This window comes from Enterobacter sp. BIDMC93 (genome assembly GCF_001037805.1).
GTDB lineage: Bacteria > Pseudomonadota > Gammaproteobacteria > Enterobacterales > Enterobacteriaceae > Enterobacter > Enterobacter hormaechei_C.
Map to the genome: position 1 here is coordinate 2,906,752 of NZ_KQ089962.1, position 15,456 is coordinate 2,922,207.

Below are 15,456 nucleotides of genomic sequence, written 5' to 3' on the forward strand. Positions count from 1 at the left end.
AGGTTCTTTTATGAAAACATTGCTCCCGACATCAACGGCTGGCAGCCTGCCGAAACCCACCTGGCTTGCGCAGCCGGAAACGCTCTGGTCGCCGTGGAAACTCCAGGACGAGGAATTACTGGCAGGGAAACAGGATGCGCTGCGTTTGTCTCTGGATGAACAGATTCGCGCCGGGATTGATATCGTCAGCGACGGGGAACAAACCCGCCAGCATTTTGTCACCACCTTTATTGAACATCTCAGCGGCGTGGATTTTGAGAACCGTCAGACGGTGCGCATCCGTAACCGCTACGATGCGAGCGTGCCGACCGTGGTAGACGCGGTGGCGCGACAGAAGCCGGTGTTTGTTGACGACGCTAAATACCTGCGCCAGCTGACTGACAAGCCGATCAAGTGGGCGCTGCCCGGCCCGATGACCATGATCGACACGCTATACGATGCCCACTATAAAAGCCGCGAAAAGCTGGCCTGGGAGTTCGCTAAAATTCTCAATCAGGAGGCCCGCGAGCTGGAAGCGGCCGGCGTCGACATTATTCAGTTCGACGAACCTGCCTTTAACGTCTTTTTCGACGAGGTGAATGACTGGGGTATCGCCGCGCTGGAGCGCGCCATTGAAGGGCTGAAATGCGAAACCGCGGTACATATCTGTTACGGGTACGGCATCAAAGCCAATACGGACTGGAAAAAGACGCTCGGCTCCGAGTGGCGCCAGTATGAAGAGGCATTTCCAAAGTTACAGACCTCGACGATCGATATCATCTCGCTGGAGTGCCACAACTCGCGCGTGCCGATGGATCTGCTGGAGCTTATCCGCGGTAAAAAAGTGATGGTCGGGGCAATTGACGTCGCCACCCAGACCATCGAAACGCCGGAAGAGGTGGCCGATACGCTGCGCAAGGCGTTGCAGTTTGTTGATGCAGACAAGCTCTATCCGTCCACCAACTGCGGTATGGCCCCCCTTTCCCGCCAGGTCGCCAACGGTAAGCTGAAGGCGTTAAGCGCCGGGGCTGACATTATCCGTCGCGAGCTTGCCCGCTAACCTTCAGGTTTGCCAGTACAGTGGCGTACCGAATCGCTCAATATAGTAATCAATCACCGCCCTGACGTTCAGGGGCGGATGACGCGCGTTCGGGTAAATCGCCGCAATCGTCAGTGGCTCCGTATTAATTGAACACTCCATTTCCGGCAGCAGTGCCACCAGCTCACCGCTTTTGAGCCGTTCGCTCACCATCCAGTCCGGGAAAAGCACAACGCCCATGCCGCCCAGCGCCGCAATCAGGAGCGTTTCCGCGTTATTGGAAGTCATCAGCGGTACAATGGGATAGTGAACCCACGCCTCGCCCGGCCGCCGGATCAGCCAGCGGTTAGGCCCGGACGAGCCGCGGTAAACCAGACAGTGGTGACGGCTGAGATCGTCCGGCCCCTCGGGCGCGCCATGTTTTTGCAGATAGTCCGGCGAGGCCGCCAGATGATAGAACTGCTGCCCGAACACCCGGGCGTGAAACGAGGAGTCCGTCAGCGCGCCGATGCGGAAGATAACGTCCGCGGCATCACGGTGCGGATCGATAAAATCGTCGGTGAGGGTCAGTTCAATGGAGAGACGAGGGTAACGCGCCAGAAGCCCCGGCAGGCCCGGCGCGATGTGCCTTTGTCCGAAAAAGACCGGGCCATTGATACGCAGCGTGCCCGACGGCTCGCGGGCGCGTTCATCCAGCTCGCGTCGCGCGTCCTCCATATTCCCGGCCATCGCACGGGCATAGCGCACAAAAAGATGCCCGCTCTCTGTGGGCATAATCGCCCGCGTGTTGCGGTAGAAAAGCTGTTGCCCGAGGGCGTCCTCAAGCTGGTGGATCACGCGTGAGACCTGCGACGCAGAAATCCCTTCCCGCCTCGCCACCACGGAAAAATTCTGCGTTTCATAAACGTCGATGAAGATCAGCAGCGCGCGAATGCTGATATGTCCGGCATCCATCATTAATGCATTTCCTGCAAAGGTGTTTCCTGCATTATGGCATTTTTCTCAATGATGTTCAGACGTAATCTTCTCCGCCTGGAAAAAGGAGAAAAAGCGTTATGCACATTATTTTAATTTTACTGGTGATTGCTGGTGGCATGGGGCTGTCCGTGGAAGCCGGGCTGCTGGGGCCGCTGGGCGCAGAGGTGGGCGACCTGTGGGCGGCGTTCAGCATATTCAGCGTGGGAACGGGGCTGACGTTTCTGCTGATGCTGTTTTTCAGCCCGCGCAACAGTCCCTCATTTTTTGCGCAGCCTTCATGGCACCTGTTGGGCGGCGTGCTCGGCCCGGTTTACGTCATCATTCTCACCATTGCCACGCCTGCGATCGGCATTGCCATGACGATGATCGGCATTCTGGCAGGCCAGGTTTTTAAAAGCCTGATTATTGACCACTATGGCCTGCTGGGTACGCCGCACCGCAGGATCGATACAAAACGCATTATTGCGCTGGGATTTATCATCGCCGCGCTCATTCTCGTGGCGCAGGGGTAACGTTATGACAGTAATTATGATTATTCTGGCGGTGATTGGCGGCGCTACGCTGAGCATTCAGGCTGCCATTAACGGGCAATTAGGCAGCAGCGTGGGGGTATTTAAAAGCGCGTTTCTGACGTTTTCCGTCGGCGCGCTGGTGACCGCCATGCTGATCTTCTTTTTTGAGCCGAAACAGGCGGTCAGCCTGATGGATGTGCCCAAATGGCAGCTTCTGGGGGCCCTGTGCGGCGTGCCCTATATCGTGATTATGGTGCTCGCAGTGCAGCGCATCGGGACCGCCGTTGCCACGGTAGCGGTTATCCTGGGCCAGCTGGCCATGAGCATGCTGATTGATAACTTTGGCTGGCTGAACAATGAAGCCATTCCGTTTTCAGTGAGCCGTTTCGGGGCCGTCGTCTGCCTGAGTATTGCGCTCTTCTTCATCTACTCAAGCAGTAAACCTCAGCCCGAAGAGGATTAACCGCCCTCTTTGCGGGTAAAGAACAGCGTCACCGTGGCGACGGTGACGCCAAATTTCTTCATCTCGGTTTTATTAAACAGACGGGTGCTGTCCTGCAAATACATCCAGTCATCAAAGTGCAGCAGCCAGGTTTTACCGTCCGCCTTCACGTTCATGCTGTAGCGCCAGTTAAGGGCATTGCCCGCCGCCTGGCCTGTCGCGACACCTTCTATGTCACCCGCCGTGCCTTCATAGCGATTCTGCCCTACGCGGCGGATATGCCAGACGCGCTGCTGCTTCTCGCCGTCATCGTAGACAAAATGTTCATTCAGGGTCAGCGTATCGCCGATAACATCCCCGGCGATCTCGACGTGAAAACGACGGATCTGCTTACCGCTGCGATCCTGCACCATCCCCCACGCCTCGGTTTTCCCCTGGAAGTAAGTAAAAATATCAAGCCGTGGCTGCTGCTGACGATACTCTGTCACCTCGGTGCTACATCCGGCCACCAGCATCGTCAGGGCAAGCGCCATTAACAGGAAACGTTTCATTGTGGTCCTCCGATTAACTGCTGACGCAGTTCAGGATACTCGCTCAGCCATGCTTCACTCTGCGGCTCCTGCTGCAAAATGCCCTGCGCCTGCCACTGGTCGCGGGTCGCCTCAACCAGGTCGTCACCATCGATGTCCCGGGCATAGGTGATAATCAGCGCATTATCGCCGTCTAACCCTGTATAGCTGCCGTCGGGCGTCAGAAGCTGAGAGGTATAAACGGTAAATGGCCCCCAGACGCTCGCCGATCAGGTAGGCCACCGGCCCGCCCAGGGTCGCCAGCACCGTCAGCAACCAGCCCGGCAAGGTGGTCGTGCGGGTCAGTTGCGTCCAGACGGTGGCAAACATTAGCCACAGCGCCACCATCCATAGCGGCATCAGGGACGCGCCCGTGAACGCAATCAGCCCCGTCAGCGTCCAGTAGAGATCAAACCCGATGGCCAGCAGAAATACCTGCCCGTAGCGCTTCACACGCGTTCCGCAGTCAGCTGCACCACGCTGATGGTGCGGGCATTAAACCCGGCTTCACAGTAGCCGAGGTAGTACAGCCACATCCGGCGGAAACGGTCATCAAACCCGAGCTTTTCAATCTCCTGCCAGGCGTGAACGAACCGCTGACGCCAGTGCGCCAGCGTGCGGGCGTAGTCCGGCCCCATATCGAAGAGGTTACGCACCACAAAATCGGTATGGCGGGTCATGAGTTCATTCATGGCGGTGATGCTGGGCAAAAAGCCGCCGGGGAAGATGTAGCGCTGAATAAAATCGACGCTTTTGCTGTAGTCGCGATAGCGTTGATCCTGAATGGTGATGGCCTGAATCGCCATCCGCCCGCCTGGACGCAGATGCGCCTGGCAGGTGCGGAAAAATGTTGGCAGGTAGCGTTGACCGACGGCCTCAATCATCTCAACCGACACCAGCTTGTCGTAGACACCGGTTAGATCGCGGTAGTCGCAGAGCAGCACCTCAACGCGATCCTGCAACCCTGCCCGGGCGATGCGCGCGGTGGCCCAGTGGTACTGCTCCTGCGACAGCGTGGTGGTGGTCACCCGGCAGCCGTAATGACGGGCGGCATATTCCGCCATCGCCCCCCAGCCGGTGCCAATCTCCAGCAGATGATCGTTTGCCGTGAGCGCCAGCTGGTCGCACAGCCTCGCCATTTTCGCCTGCTGAGCCGCGGTCAGATCCTGCTCGTCCCCGCTAAACAGCGCGCTGGAGTACAGGAGATGTTCATCAAGGAAATGGGCGTAAAAGGCGTTGCCCAGATCGTAATGGGCGGCAATATTTTCCCGCGCCTGCGCGCGGGAGTTGCGCCGCATCCAGTGCCGCAGCCGCTCCACCGGTTTCCCGAGCAGGCGAAACCCTTTTTCCAGCTTTCCGAGGATTTGGCTATTGCGCGCAATCAGCTCCAGCAGCGGCGTCAGGTGGGGCGTCTCCCAGTCGCCATCCATCCACGCTTGTGCCGCGGCGAGGCTGCCCCCGGTTAAAATGCGCCAGTAGACGCCCGGAGCAAGTACCTGCACCTCAGCGTGAAGCGCGGCGGAGGCGTCGCCGAACTGGAACGTCTGCGCGCCTTCACGCAGCGTCAGCGAGCCACCGTGCAGGCCATTCAGCAGGCGGAAGAGCAACCATCGCGCGACGCGGATGTTGCGCGGGATATCGGGTTCAAGCGCAAAGACGGGATTGGTCATGAGCGTTCACTCCTGCTGAGGGGATGGTTATGCAGCGGCACGCGCTTCAGCCACAGCCTGAGCGCCTGCCAGTAAATGGCGAAAACGGTTTTGAGGGTCATCAACGGGATCCGCACCAGCAGCGAACGCAGCGCCGTGCGCGTCAGCTGCGCCCGGCGTAGCGTCAGGGTGGCATCAAACACCTTCGTCTCCTGATGGTTTTCGATATGCATGCGCAGCGTGCTGTCCGGGCTGTTGAAGCGCCAGTGGTAGATCATATCCATCGGATTAAAGGGCGAGACGTGAAACGCTTTCTCCGTCGGCGGGGCGTCCCGCCCCGCTACCGCGTAGTAATGTCGTTCATTCCACGGCGTGTTACGGACTTCGGCGAGAACCCAGCGCAGGGTGTCTTCCCCGTCATAGCAGTAGTAGAAATTGACCGGGTTGAAATGAAAACCGAAATAGCGCAGCTGAGTCAGAAGCATGACCCGCCCCGCCGGACGTTCGCCGGTCAGATTTTCCAGACGCTCAAGGACACGCGCTTTGAGCGGCGTGCCCAGCGGGTAATCCGCATCATAAAATGCCGCGGGCGCAACGCGGTTACGACGCACGCCGACAGAGGGCAGCGCGTCCAGCTCATCCAGATCGAGCCAGGCCATAAACACGCTGTAGGTAAAGTGGTGCGCTTTCGGCGCAAGCCGACGATGGCGCAATGTACCGTGGTAAAGGCAGCTGTTCATCTCAGTTGCCCTCCCCGGTCGCGATAGCGTTGACCACGTCCAGCGCACTGCGCACGCCATCTTCGTGGAAGCCGTTGTACCAGTACGCGCCGCAGAACCAGCTCCGCTGGCGACCGTTTATTTCGCCGCGCCGGGCCTGAGCTTGCCAGCTTTGCGGGTTAAAAAGCGGATGCTCATAGACAAAGCGGCGCAGCACAAACCGTTCCTCCACCGGCGTTTCCGGGTTGAGGGTGACGCAAAACAGCGGGCAACCCGGCGGCAGTCCCTGCAAGATATTCATGTTGTAGGTGACGCAGGCGCTGGCCTGATCCTGCTCGCTGAGGCGGTAGTTCCAGCTCGCCCACGCGCGTTCGCGCACCGGCAGCCAGCGCGGATCGCGGTGAAGCACCACCTCGTTACGCTGCCAGCCGATATCCCCCAGCACCTCGCGTTCAGCCTGCGTTGGGCTGGCGAGCATCGCCAGCGCCTGAGCGGAGTGGCAGGCGAAGATCACCTGATCAAAAGTGTCTGTTACGCCCTCACGCGCAATATCAACCCCACGATCGTGGCGAATAACCTGCTGCACCGGCGCGTTAAGGTGCAGCGTCAGGCGATCGCCGAGCGTATCCAGCATCGCGCGGATATACTCCCTGGAGCCGCCTGGCACCACGTACCACTGCGGACGATGGGTAATGTCCAGCAGACCGTGGTTTTCAAAAAAGCGTAAAAAGAGCGGCAGCGGAAAGCGTTTCATCTCCTGTAGCGACGACGACCAGATAGCCGCCCCCATTGGCAGGATGTAGTGGCGCGCAAAAAAGGGCGTAAAACGGTGCTGGCGCAGGAACGTTTCCAGCGTGGCGGAACCATCGACTTCGCCCCGGAGCGTCTGTTTCGCCAGCCGGTTAAAGCGCACGATCTCCTTCAGCAGCGTCCAGAAAGCCGGGTTGAGCAGATTACGTCGCTGGGCGAACAACGACGTCAGCGTGTGCCCGTTGTACTCCAGCCCGCTCTGCGGGTTGTGCACCGAAAAGCTCATCTGCGTTTTTTGCCCGCAGATGCCCAGTTCGCTGAGCAACCCCATGAAGCGCGGATAGGTGCGGTCGTTGTAGACGATAAAACCGGTATCGATGGCAAAGCTGCCCTGCGGCGTGTCGACATCCACCGTTGCGGTATGGCCGCCCGGCGTGGCCTGCGCCTCAAACAGCGTGACCTGGTGATGTCCGGCGAGCCGCCAGGCACAGGTTAACCCGGCGATACCGCTGCCGATAATTGCGATTTTCATGGTCGCACCATCCTGCGCAGCAGTGCGCGCTGAAGTACATCGGGCAGGCCGGAAAGCAGGCGCAACGCCAGGCTGAACCCGGCGGGAAACGCGATGTGATCCTTCCCTTTTGCCAGACCGCGACGAATGGCGTGGACGGCGTCCCCCACGCTGACCCGGCCCGGCATCGGGAAATCGTTTTTGCGGGTCAGCGGCGTGTCGACAAAACCGGGTGAAACGACCGTGACGGCAATCCCTTTCGGTTCCCAGTCGAGGCGCAGTGTGTCGGCAAACCAGGTTAACGCCGCTTTAGAGGCGCCATACGCTTCGGCTCGCGGGAAGTGAAGCCAGTGCGCCATCGAACTGACCAGCACCACGCGGTTGCCGGATACCAGCTGCGGCTGCAACGCCGCAAGGCAGTTTACCGGCCCGATGAAATTGGTGGTCATGACCCGCGCCACCAGCTCGGCATCCACCTCGCCGCGGTCGAGATACTCGCAGGTTCCGGCGCAGAGAATCACCGTGTCGGCAGTACAGTCCGCCAGCACCTGGCGACAGGCGTCCCTGTCTGTCATATCGAACAGGCGCACCGTAATGTTGGGGCTGTACTGATGGACGGCTGCCAGACGTTGCGCATCGCGCCCGCAGGCAATCACCCGGTAACCATCGTCGGCAAAAGATTTCGCCAGCCCCGCCCCGATGCCCGAGCTTGCGCCGGTGATCAGAACCGTTTTCATGATTTCACTCTTCGCTTCACGCCGCGCACGGCCCAGCCGAGTATCGGGAGATGTTCGTAAATCATCTCTCCGGCATCGTAGTAATCCCGCTGGCGAACAATGCGATCGTCGCGCATGTCTACCACGGAGCAGCCTGGCAGCTGGCGCATTGCCCCCCCGGCGATACGTGGGTGCGACCAGTGCATCATCCAGGTGACAACAAAGCGATCGCCCTGCTGCAACGGTGCATCGACGGTAAAGCGACAGTGCTGGACGTTAGCCAGCAGATGGGTGAAATAGCGCTGAATCGCGAACACCCCACTGTGTTCGCCAAAGGGATCGATAAGCGTGGCATCGGCGCGATAAATCCCCGCCAGCGCCGAAGGTGGCTGGGTATCCAGCGTGGCGTAGTAATCAACGAACCGACTGATGACGGACGGCAACGTGCTCATGGGTCACATCCTGGGTGTAAACAACGTAGCGGAATCGCATAATTTAAACTTACACAATTAACTTTATTTGTCCAAGTTTGCGCAGATATATTTTTTATTCTTATTATTTTTCAGTTACATGGAATATCACCACGCACAACCATTTTGTGAAAAATATGAATTTCGCCGCCAGGCTGCCGTTTTTTTAGGGATAACCTTAAGGCAAAGGTGCCATTTATCTTCCAGACTTATCCTTTTAATTCATAAGGATGTCACGCGATGAAACATTTACTGATGACGCTCTTTTCCAGCCCGGAATCCTTGTTGCAGGTCATGAGTCACCAGGAAATTATCGAAGCCGTAGAGGATGGCGACCGCATCATCATCGATCAGGATGGAAACGCCTCGGTTAACTACAAAAGCCACGAAGTACGGCAGGACTTTCTGCGCCATGTCAACGCGCTGAAGAGGGCCTGAAATGGGAACGGCAATATTCATGGTATTGATGGTATGCGGGTACTGGTACACCAGCCGCGACCTCTCAACACGGTTTAAAATCAAGCGATCCTTTGGCTGGGACGTCTATTTTCTTGTTGCACTGTATGGCTGTATTTTTGTTCTTCAGGGGGTGATCGCCACCGGCCTGCTGTGGCTGCTGTTGTTCGCCCTCTCCGCCGCCGATAACACGTTCCATTTCACGTCAGCAAAATATGCCGACTGGCAAATTGATTTTATGAACTGGAGCTTCCTGGGGATTCAGGCCCCGGTGGTGGTGATGCTGACCTTCGCGATCCTGTTTTGTCTCTACCGATCGAACTGGGCCGGAAGCGCGCGGCTGGACGGCGATGGCCGGAAAAAATTGTACAAGCGGCTGGCGCAGTCGAGCGGGATTGAACAACTGCTCTATCAGTGCATGGAGGAAGGTGAACTGGCGCACGTCACGCTGAAATCGCGGCGGATCTATATTGGCATGATCCATACCGCCACGCTGGAGTATGAAAAAACGGCCAATATCGTGCTTATTCCGATGCTGAGCGGCTACCGTGACGGGAAGAACATGCAGCTCTGTATCGAACATAACTACAGCAAATGGTATGCCGAGCATGACATTACGCTCGATTCGGAGCCCAAAAGCGCCATGGATTTTCGCAAAGTGATCATGCTGGATCAGATCGAGAGTATTTCGCTGTTCGATCCGGCAAGCGCCAGCGCGCTGGCGATGCGTGAATGAAAAAAATAGCGCCTTATCGTAATAAGGCGCCAGAATTAACCAGGATGAACGCTAAACTTATGGCGTGACAATATTGAACCAGAAGTCAAATGTGTCCATGTAGCTCAGCATCTCTTCCAGCTTCGCTCCGTCTCCGCTCACCTTCACGTCACCCTTATCCATCGCCTGCTTCAGCGTCTCTTTCTTAAGGATGATGTCGTTCAGCGTGGTGCGGTCCAGGGTGATGGTTGCGTCGGCATCCTTCGCCTGCGCGTTGGCGGTATGGTTCAGCACGCCGTTTTCCAGCTCCAGCTTGTATTTGCCGCCATCCTTACCGAGATCGATGTTAAAGACCGCTTTCGCGTTACCGGCCCGCACCCCGTTGATGTGCACGCCCAGGTAGTCGAAGAACATTTCCGGGGTCATCGCCCGCACGGTATCCGGGCTGGCGGTGTTCGGCGTCGGCAGCTTCTTCACGCCATTACGCAGTTCCTGCGCGCCGGTCAGGTAGAAGTTACGCCAGGTGCCCGCTTCCGCCTGGTAACCTAACTGCTCCAGCGCGTCGGCTTCCAGATTACGTGCCGCAGCGTTCTGCGGATCGGCGAAGACAATTTTGCTGGTCACCTGCGCCACCCAGCGGTAGTTGCCCTGCTGATAGTCAGCTTTGGCTTTCTGCATGATGGCATCGGCCCCTCCCATGTATTCCACAAACTTCTTCGCAGCCTGTTCAGGCGGCAGTTCGTCGAGGGTAGCCGGGTTGCCGTCGAACCAGCCGAGATAAAACACGTAGGTGGCTTTGACGTCATGGCTGACGGAACCGTAATAGCCGCGGCTCGCCCACTGTTTTTCCAGCGATTCCGGCAGTGTAAATTCAGCGGCGATCTCGTCGCGGGTCAGCCCCTTGTTTGCCATACGCAGGGTCTGGTCGTTGATGTAGCGATACATATCGCGCTGGCCTTTCATCAGCTTGACGATATTCTCGTTGCCCCAGGTCGGCCAGTGGTGCTGCGCAATAATCACTTCCGCGTCCGCGCCCCAGCGCTCAATGGCGGCGTTGATGTACTTAGACCAGGCCAGCGGATCGCGGATTTTCGCGCCGCGCAGGGAGTAGGTGTTGTGCAGGGTATGGGTCACGTCCTCTGCGGCTTCGATCATTTTCTTCTCTTTGACATACCACAGCATTTCGGACGGGGCTTCTGAGCCCGGCGCCATCATAAAGTCGTAGGTCAGCCCGTCAATCACCTCTTGCTGACCGGTATGGGTAATGGAGTTGGTCGGCGGGATCAGGGTCACCGTACCCGCAGAGGTGGTGGTGCCAAGACCCGCCCCCACCTGGCCTTTTGCATCCGGCTTCAGCAGGTTGCCGTACATATAGCTCGCACGGCGGCTCATCGCATTCCCGGCCATAATGTTTTCGGAAACCGCTTCTTTCATAAAGCCTTCCGGGGCGTAGATCTTCACTTTGCCGGACTTCACGTCGGCTTCGTCAACCACACCGCGCAGGCCGCCGTAGTGGTCGACGTGACTGTGGGTGATCACCACAGCGACGACCGGTTTCTTGCCGCGGTTTGCATAGTAGAGATCCAGCGCTTCTTTCGCCGGTTCAGCGCTTAACAGCGGGTCGATAACGGTGATGCCCTTCTCGCCTTCAATGATGGTCATGTTGGAGAGATCGAGATTGCGGATCTGATACACGCCGTCGGTGACCTTAAACAGCCCGCCAATGTTGATCAGCTGTGACTGACGCCACAGGCTCGGGTTTACCGTATCCGGGGCTTTTTCACCCTCTTTCACGAAATCATATTTCGCCGGGTTCCAGATAACGTTCCCCTGCTCGCCTTTAATCATGTTTTGTGGCAGCGGGGCGATAAAACCTTTATGGGCGTTCTCAAAGTCGGTTTTATCGGCAAACGGTAATTTTTTATACAGGGCGTTATTTGCCTGCCGGGTTGTGGCAGTGGCATCCTGCGGCTTCACTTCCGCAAACGCGGAAAGCGACAGCGACGTCAACACACCGGCAAGCGCCAGATGTTTAGCAATTAGGGTTAATTTCATTGAATGGCCTCGTAGATTAATTGCGCCGCCTGGATATTTACTGTTGGCGGATAATTTTAATGCGAACTCATTGACGACCATTCTAATCAGAATACTTTCTCATCATAGTCCCATATGGGACTGGTTATTTATCGGTTCGTAATCCGGGGGCTATTGCTGCTATACTCGTTACCACGGCAGACGTTGCGGGGAGAGGCTTAGCGTGAATTTTCAGGATATCCATACCTATTATCAGCAACTCAATATTGGGCAATTCTTTCCGCACATGCTTTGTAAAGGCGAGGCCTTAACCGTTGCCGCAAATAAAAAATTCACCGTCGAGCCTGGCTATATCTATTTTTGCACTGAAGGATCGCTGACAATATTAATGCCTGATGATGGCCTAAATATTGGCAATACTATCGAGTATATGCCGATAGGGTTAATGGAAAGGTATTGTCCACTGGCGAAGTATGAATATCGCAGCAGTGCAAAGGTGAAGCTGGTGAGAATAGCCTGGGCCGACTTCGACCAGCTATTTTTCGAGGGCGGGTCTGAGCGCATGCAGGCGCTGGCCACCATACTGACCTACATGTCCATTTTCACCATCGACCTGCACAATGAACGCAGGCAGGTCACCAGCTACCAGACCATAAAACCGATGCTGTACCGCTATCTCTATCGGCAGGAGACCCACACGGGAGAGAATGAGGGCCTGGCGCTGTTTATCATTAAGCGCACTAACCTGTCACGCACGCATGTCTTTCGCGTGCTGGCAGATCTCAAAGCCGGGGGCTATATCACCATGAAGCGCGGAAAGCTGGTGTCGATTGACCGGCCCCTGCCGGAAGCGTATTAAGTTCATCTTCACGCCTTGATCAACGTGCGCGAACGAACGGCCTTATTTATCCCGGCCAGCCGACTTGGGCCGTAAATTCTCATCGAAGACCAGCCGTTTGCGTCCGGGCTCTTCTTCCCGCAGCGGCTCCACCTGATGCAGCGTCTGCTTACAGCGATCCACCAGTACCTGATACTCCCGCGTGCCCTGCTTTTTCCACTCTATTTCCTGCGCGCTTAACTCACGAATCGCTTTCGCCGGACTGCCAAGAATTAAGTGATTCGCAGGCATCTCCGCTTTGGCCTTCACAAACGCCGCCGCCCCGACGATGCTGTTTTCGCCGATCGTCGCGCCGTCCATCACGACCGCATTCATCCCCACCAGCGCATTACGGCGGATAATGCAGCCGTGCAGGATCGCGCTGTGGCCGATATGCCCGTCCTCTTCCACCACCGTGTCCTGCTCCGGAAAACCGTGCATCACGCAGTTATCCTGGATGTTCGCGCCGTCTTTCACCACGATCCGGCCAAAATCACCGCGCAGGCTGGCGTTAGGGCCCACGTAAACACCTTTTCCGAGGATCACGTCGCCAATCAGCACCGCGGTCGGGTGAACATAGCTCTCTTCAGGCACGACCGGCGTCAGACCATCAATTTGATAAACAGGCATACCCTCTCCTTATGTGATATTCAGACCACCAAAACGCTGGTGATAAAGCGTGCCGGGAGCGGGCAGCTCGCCCACGGAGGTTTCCCCCTTCTCACTGACAAACGCCAGGGCTCCCGCCGCCACGCGCTGGTAGATGTTAATGCACAGCTGTCGCGCACTCTGGCCCGCCCAGTGCGCAGGAAGTAACTCCTCCGGCAACAGCGGATCTTTCAGCACCACGCGACGATAAAAATGAATGAGTAACAGCTGGATCTGGAAGCAGCGTTCCGGGGTCAAATCCTCAGGCGGCGCCTCTTTCAGCAGCGGCAGCAGCGGACGGAACGAGTTGATAAACGTTTCGTACATCGCGTTTTGCTCGGTCAGCTGCCAGCACTCTTCCACGCGGGATCGTAGCGCCGCGCGTGACAAGGCCAGCGGCGAATGGGCTTCAAAGAAAATGACGTTTTCCGCCACGCCCGCGTCATGCAGCAGAGACTGCACGTCCGCCAGGTTCTGCGACGGCGAGGCCATCAGGCTCGGCGCCAGCGTGCCGAACCCTTGCCAGATGAGCTGTTTTTTCACGTCCGCGAGCGTGGTTTTATCCAGCCCCTCGGAAAGCAGCAGCAGCCATTTACCATCCCACGCCGGCAGTTCCGCACGGTAGATTTTATTTTCCGCGCGGCGGGTCAAACGCAGCCCCTTGTCGCTGAGACGGTAAAAGCTGCGGCGGCCAATGCGGGACACGTCCAGCCAGCCCTCTTTGTTGAGGCGAAACAGCGCGGTGCGCACAAAGCGCTCCCCGAAACCCATCCCTTCCAGCAGAGCCGCCAGGCTGCCGAGCCAGATCTCTCCGCCGCGATGGGAAAGCGCATCGCCATACAGCGAGGAGATAAGCGACGTTCCGCTGACGGGAACAGAGCTGACTGCGTGCTGGATAAAGGCATCAAGTTTATTCATGTGATTCATTCTGTTGTTATTTTTTTCCTGGATGAATCATAGCATACGAATCTGGGGTGTATCCTCTCCCTAACCCTCTCCCAAAGGGAGAGGGAACTTAATACACCCTCTCCCTTTGGGAGAGGGCTGGGGTGAGGGAAATTCAACCGTTGGCTGCCACTTTACGCAAATCAAACACCCGGCAGGCTTTACCCTCGGAGCGCGGTATACTGCCGCAGTTCACGATCATCACGTCGGTCGAGATCCCCACCATCGATTTAATCCGATGACGCAGCTGATGGCAGACCTGACAGCGCTGTTCATGGGTCAGCGTTAAGCTGCTCTGTTTCAGCTCGACCTTCACCGAAAGTGAATCAAGATGCCCGCGGCGGTTCACCTCCAGCTGATAGTGCGGCGAAAGGTGTTCGAACTTAACGATCTCCTCTTCCAGCTGTGACGGGAAGACGTTAACCCCGCGAATGATGAGCATGTCGTCGCTGCGCCCGCTGATGCGATCCATCCGACGCATGGTGCGTGCGGTGCCCGGCAGCAGGCGCGTCAGGTCGCGGGTGCGGTAGCGGATCACCGGCAGCGCCTCTTTGGTCAGCGTGGTGAACAGCAGTTCGCCCTGCTCGCCGTCGGCCAGCGGCGTGCCGTCATTCGGGTTGACGATCTCCGGGAAGAAGTGATCTTCCCAGATGGTCGGGCCGTCGGCGGTTTCAAGACACTCCATCGCCACGCCCGGCCCCATCACTTCGGAGAGACCATAGATATCCAGCGCGGTAATGCCCAGCCGTTTTTCAATTTCGCGGCGCATCGCCTGCGTCCACGGCTCGGCGCCAAACACGCCGACGCGCAGGGAACAGGCGCTGGCATCGCCGCCCATCTGACGCTCCAGCTCTTCAATCAGGTTCAGGCAGTAAGACGGCGTCACCATGATCATATCCGGCTGGAAATCGCGGATCAGCTGCGCCTGCTTCTCCGTCTGGCCGCCGGACATCGGGATCACCGTCGCTCCCAGACGCTCGGCACCGTAGTGCGCCCCCAGCCCGCCGGTGAAGAGCCCGTAACCGTAGGCGACGTGAATTTTATCCTTCGCGCTGCCCCCGGCGGCGCGCAGGGAACGGGCGACGATATTGGCCCAGTTGTCGATATCATTCTGGGTATACCCCACCACGGTCGGCTTTCCGGTGGTGCCCGACGAGGCATGGATGCGTACCACCTGTTCCATTGGCACCGCAAAGGTATCAAACGGGTAGTTGTCGCGCAGATCCTGCTTGGTGGTGCACGGGAATTTTTGCAGGTCCGCCAGCTCGGTGAAGTCGTCAGGGTGAACGCCCGCGGCATCAAACTTGCGTTTGTACATCGGAACGTTGTTGTAGGCGTGGTGCAGCGTCCACTTCAGGCGCGCGGTCTGCAACGCCTGCAATTCATCAATGGACGCGGTTTCGATCGGATCAAGCTTTGTTGTATTTATCATCGCAGGGTACTCACA

At 57.6% G+C, this 15,456-nt stretch carries 18 protein-coding genes and 1 pseudogene; 6 read left to right on the forward strand and 13 right to left on the reverse strand.

From position 1 onward, the window contains the following. Positions 1 to 10: 10 nt before the first annotated feature. Positions 11 to 1,039: a methionine synthase gene (locus SK58_RS13525; protein ID WP_045906719.1), complete on the forward strand. Its 1,029-nt coding sequence runs from the start codon at positions 11 to 13 to the stop codon at positions 1,037 to 1,039. Between the two features lie 3 nt (positions 1,040 to 1,042). Here the strand turns inward: SK58_RS13525 and SK58_RS13530 are convergent, their stop codons facing one another. Beyond that, a complete protein-coding gene (locus SK58_RS13530; protein ID WP_015570582.1) occupies positions 1,043 to 1,975 on the reverse strand; it encodes a LysR family transcriptional regulator in 933 nt (310 codons plus the stop codon). Positions 1,976 to 2,073: 98 nt separating this feature from the next. On the opposite strand from SK58_RS13530, the gene SK58_RS13535 reads away from it, so the two are divergent. Both SK58_RS13535 and SK58_RS13540 read left to right on the forward strand, forming a co-directional pair. Next, complete coding sequence (locus SK58_RS13535) at positions 2,074 to 2,508, forward strand: DMT family transporter (RefSeq protein ID WP_003857304.1); 435 nt, start codon at positions 2,074 to 2,076, stop codon at positions 2,506 to 2,508. Positions 2,509 to 2,512: 4 nt separating this feature from the next. Next, complete coding sequence (locus SK58_RS13540) at positions 2,513 to 2,971, forward strand: DMT family transporter (protein WP_023296569.1); 459 nt, start codon at positions 2,513 to 2,515, stop codon at positions 2,969 to 2,971. Here the strand turns inward: SK58_RS13540 and SK58_RS13545 are convergent. The 8 genes and pseudogenes from SK58_RS13545 to SK58_RS13580 form a co-directional block, all read right to left on the reverse strand. Beyond that, positions 2,968 to 3,501, reverse strand: coding sequence for a DUF3833 domain-containing protein (locus SK58_RS13545; protein ID WP_032653483.1), 534 nt, complete (start codon positions 3,499 to 3,501; stop codon positions 2,968 to 2,970). The two genes, SK58_RS13540 and SK58_RS13545, sit on opposite strands and share 4 nt — an antisense overlap. Positions 3,502 to 3,524: 23 nt before the next feature. Then, a pseudogene (locus tag SK58_RS23260) lies at positions 3,525 to 3,737 on the reverse strand (hypothetical protein); the annotation flags it as partial. Then, entirely contained in the window at positions 3,664 to 3,972 is a 309-nt protein-coding gene (locus SK58_RS13555) for a DUF2878 family protein (RefSeq protein WP_017693466.1), read from the reverse strand. The pseudogene SK58_RS23260 and the gene SK58_RS13555, both read right to left, overlap by 74 nt. Continuing rightward, on the reverse strand, positions 3,969 to 5,189 hold the full coding sequence (locus SK58_RS13560; protein WP_048220079.1) for an SAM-dependent methyltransferase: 1,221 nt from the start codon (positions 5,187 to 5,189) through the stop codon (positions 3,969 to 3,971). The genes SK58_RS13555 and SK58_RS13560 overlap by 4 nt, the downstream gene beginning before the upstream one ends. Further along, on the reverse strand, positions 5,186 to 5,908 hold the full coding sequence (locus tag SK58_RS13565; RefSeq protein ID WP_045334821.1) for a DUF1365 domain-containing protein: 723 nt from the start codon (positions 5,906 to 5,908) through the stop codon (positions 5,186 to 5,188). The genes SK58_RS13560 and SK58_RS13565 overlap by 4 nt, the downstream gene beginning before the upstream one ends. 1 nt (position 5,909) lies before the next feature. Continuing rightward, entirely contained in the window at positions 5,910 to 7,169 is a 1,260-nt protein-coding gene (locus tag SK58_RS13570) for an NAD(P)/FAD-dependent oxidoreductase (protein WP_017693469.1), read from the reverse strand. Continuing rightward, complete coding sequence (locus SK58_RS13575) at positions 7,166 to 7,885, reverse strand: SDR family NAD(P)-dependent oxidoreductase (RefSeq protein ID WP_048220081.1); 720 nt, start codon at positions 7,883 to 7,885, stop codon at positions 7,166 to 7,168. The genes SK58_RS13570 and SK58_RS13575 overlap by 4 nt, the downstream gene beginning before the upstream one ends. Continuing rightward, entirely contained in the window at positions 7,882 to 8,316 is a 435-nt protein-coding gene (locus SK58_RS13580; protein WP_017384507.1) for a nuclear transport factor 2 family protein, read from the reverse strand. The genes SK58_RS13575 and SK58_RS13580 overlap by 4 nt, the downstream gene beginning before the upstream one ends. 258 nt (positions 8,317 to 8,574) lie before the next feature. Between SK58_RS13580 and SK58_RS13585 the strand changes: the two genes are divergently transcribed. Together SK58_RS13585 and SK58_RS13590 are read left to right on the forward strand one after the other, a co-directional pair. Beyond that, a complete protein-coding gene (locus SK58_RS13585; RefSeq protein ID WP_003857318.1) occupies positions 8,575 to 8,772 on the forward strand; it encodes a hypothetical protein in 198 nt (65 codons plus the stop codon). Position 8,773: 1 nt separating this feature from the next. Beyond that, positions 8,774 to 9,526, forward strand: a complete 753-nt coding sequence (locus SK58_RS13590) for a hypothetical protein (protein ID WP_017384508.1) — start codon at positions 8,774 to 8,776, stop codon at positions 9,524 to 9,526. A 57-nt stretch (positions 9,527 to 9,583) separates the two neighbouring features. On the opposite strand, the gene SK58_RS13595 is transcribed toward SK58_RS13590, so the two are convergent. Continuing rightward, the gene (locus tag SK58_RS13595; protein WP_048220083.1) at positions 9,584 to 11,560 is read right to left on the reverse strand and encodes an alkyl/aryl-sulfatase; all 1,977 of its coding nucleotides are present in this window, start codon (positions 11,558 to 11,560) and stop codon (positions 9,584 to 9,586) included. Between the two features lie 202 nt (positions 11,561 to 11,762). On the opposite strand from SK58_RS13595, the gene SK58_RS13600 reads away from it, so the two are divergent. Continuing rightward, positions 11,763 to 12,398 carry a helix-turn-helix domain-containing protein gene (locus SK58_RS13600; RefSeq protein ID WP_023296565.1) on the forward strand — a complete coding sequence of 212 codons (636 nt, stop codon included), beginning with the start codon at positions 11,763 to 11,765 and terminating at the stop codon, positions 12,396 to 12,398. 42 nt (positions 12,399 to 12,440) lie between these two features. Here the strand turns inward: SK58_RS13600 and paaY are convergent, their stop codons facing one another. From paaY to paaK, 3 genes are all read right to left on the reverse strand, one after another. Continuing rightward, positions 12,441 to 13,046: a phenylacetic acid degradation protein PaaY gene (gene paaY, locus SK58_RS13605; RefSeq protein WP_006810541.1), complete on the reverse strand. Its 606-nt coding sequence runs from the start codon at positions 13,044 to 13,046 to the stop codon at positions 12,441 to 12,443. A gap of 9 nt (positions 13,047 to 13,055) precedes the next feature. Beyond that, positions 13,056 to 13,991 carry a phenylacetic acid degradation operon negative regulatory protein PaaX gene (paaX, locus tag SK58_RS13610; protein WP_032103751.1) on the reverse strand — a complete coding sequence of 312 codons (936 nt, stop codon included), beginning with the start codon at positions 13,989 to 13,991 and terminating at the stop codon, positions 13,056 to 13,058. A 133-nt stretch (positions 13,992 to 14,124) separates the two neighbouring features. Next, positions 14,125 to 15,441 carry a phenylacetate--CoA ligase PaaK gene (gene paaK, locus SK58_RS13615; RefSeq protein WP_017693475.1) on the reverse strand — a complete coding sequence of 439 codons (1,317 nt, stop codon included), beginning with the start codon at positions 15,439 to 15,441 and terminating at the stop codon, positions 14,125 to 14,127. Positions 15,442 to 15,456 lie beyond the last annotated feature (15 nt).

What these genes read in the sequence shown, in the direction of transcription:
- SK58_RS13525 (WP_045906719.1), top strand. Translation starts at nt 11, where the DNA reads ATGAAAACATTGCTCCCGACATCAACGGCTGGCAGCCTGCCGAAACCC.
- SK58_RS13530 (WP_015570582.1), bottom strand. Translation starts at nt 1,975, where the DNA reads ATGATGGATGCCGGACATATCAGCATTCGCGCGCTGCTGATCTTCATC.
- SK58_RS13535 (WP_003857304.1), top strand. Translation starts at nt 2,074, where the DNA reads ATGCACATTATTTTAATTTTACTGGTGATTGCTGGTGGCATGGGGCTG.
- SK58_RS13540 (WP_023296569.1), top strand. Translation starts at nt 2,513, where the DNA reads ATGACAGTAATTATGATTATTCTGGCGGTGATTGGCGGCGCTACGCTG.
- SK58_RS13545 (WP_032653483.1), bottom strand. Translation starts at nt 3,501, where the DNA reads ATGAAACGTTTCCTGTTAATGGCGCTTGCCCTGACGATGCTGGTGGCC.
- SK58_RS13560 (WP_048220079.1), bottom strand. Translation starts at nt 5,189, where the DNA reads ATGACCAATCCCGTCTTTGCGCTTGAACCCGATATCCCGCGCAACATC.
- SK58_RS13565 (WP_045334821.1), bottom strand. Translation starts at nt 5,908, where the DNA reads ATGAACAGCTGCCTTTACCACGGTACATTGCGCCATCGTCGGCTTGCG.
- SK58_RS13570 (WP_017693469.1), bottom strand. Translation starts at nt 7,169, where the DNA reads ATGAAAATCGCAATTATCGGCAGCGGTATCGCCGGGTTAACCTGTGCC.
- SK58_RS13575 (WP_048220081.1), bottom strand. Translation starts at nt 7,885, where the DNA reads ATGAAAACGGTTCTGATCACCGGCGCAAGCTCGGGCATCGGGGCGGGG.
- SK58_RS13580 (WP_017384507.1), bottom strand. Translation starts at nt 8,316, where the DNA reads ATGAGCACGTTGCCGTCCGTCATCAGTCGGTTCGTTGATTACTACGCC.
- SK58_RS13585 (WP_003857318.1), top strand. Translation starts at nt 8,575, where the DNA reads ATGAAACATTTACTGATGACGCTCTTTTCCAGCCCGGAATCCTTGTTG.
- SK58_RS13590 (WP_017384508.1), top strand. Translation starts at nt 8,774, where the DNA reads ATGGGAACGGCAATATTCATGGTATTGATGGTATGCGGGTACTGGTAC.
- SK58_RS13595 (WP_048220083.1), bottom strand. Translation starts at nt 11,560, where the DNA reads ATGAAATTAACCCTAATTGCTAAACATCTGGCGCTTGCCGGTGTGTTG.
- paaY (WP_006810541.1), bottom strand. Translation starts at nt 13,046, where the DNA reads ATGCCTGTTTATCAAATTGATGGTCTGACGCCGGTCGTGCCTGAAGAG.
- paaX (WP_032103751.1), bottom strand. Translation starts at nt 13,991, where the DNA reads ATGAATCACATGAATAAACTTGATGCCTTTATCCAGCACGCAGTCAGC.
- paaK (WP_017693475.1), bottom strand. Translation starts at nt 15,441, where the DNA reads ATGATAAATACAACAAAGCTTGATCCGATCGAAACCGCGTCCATTGAT.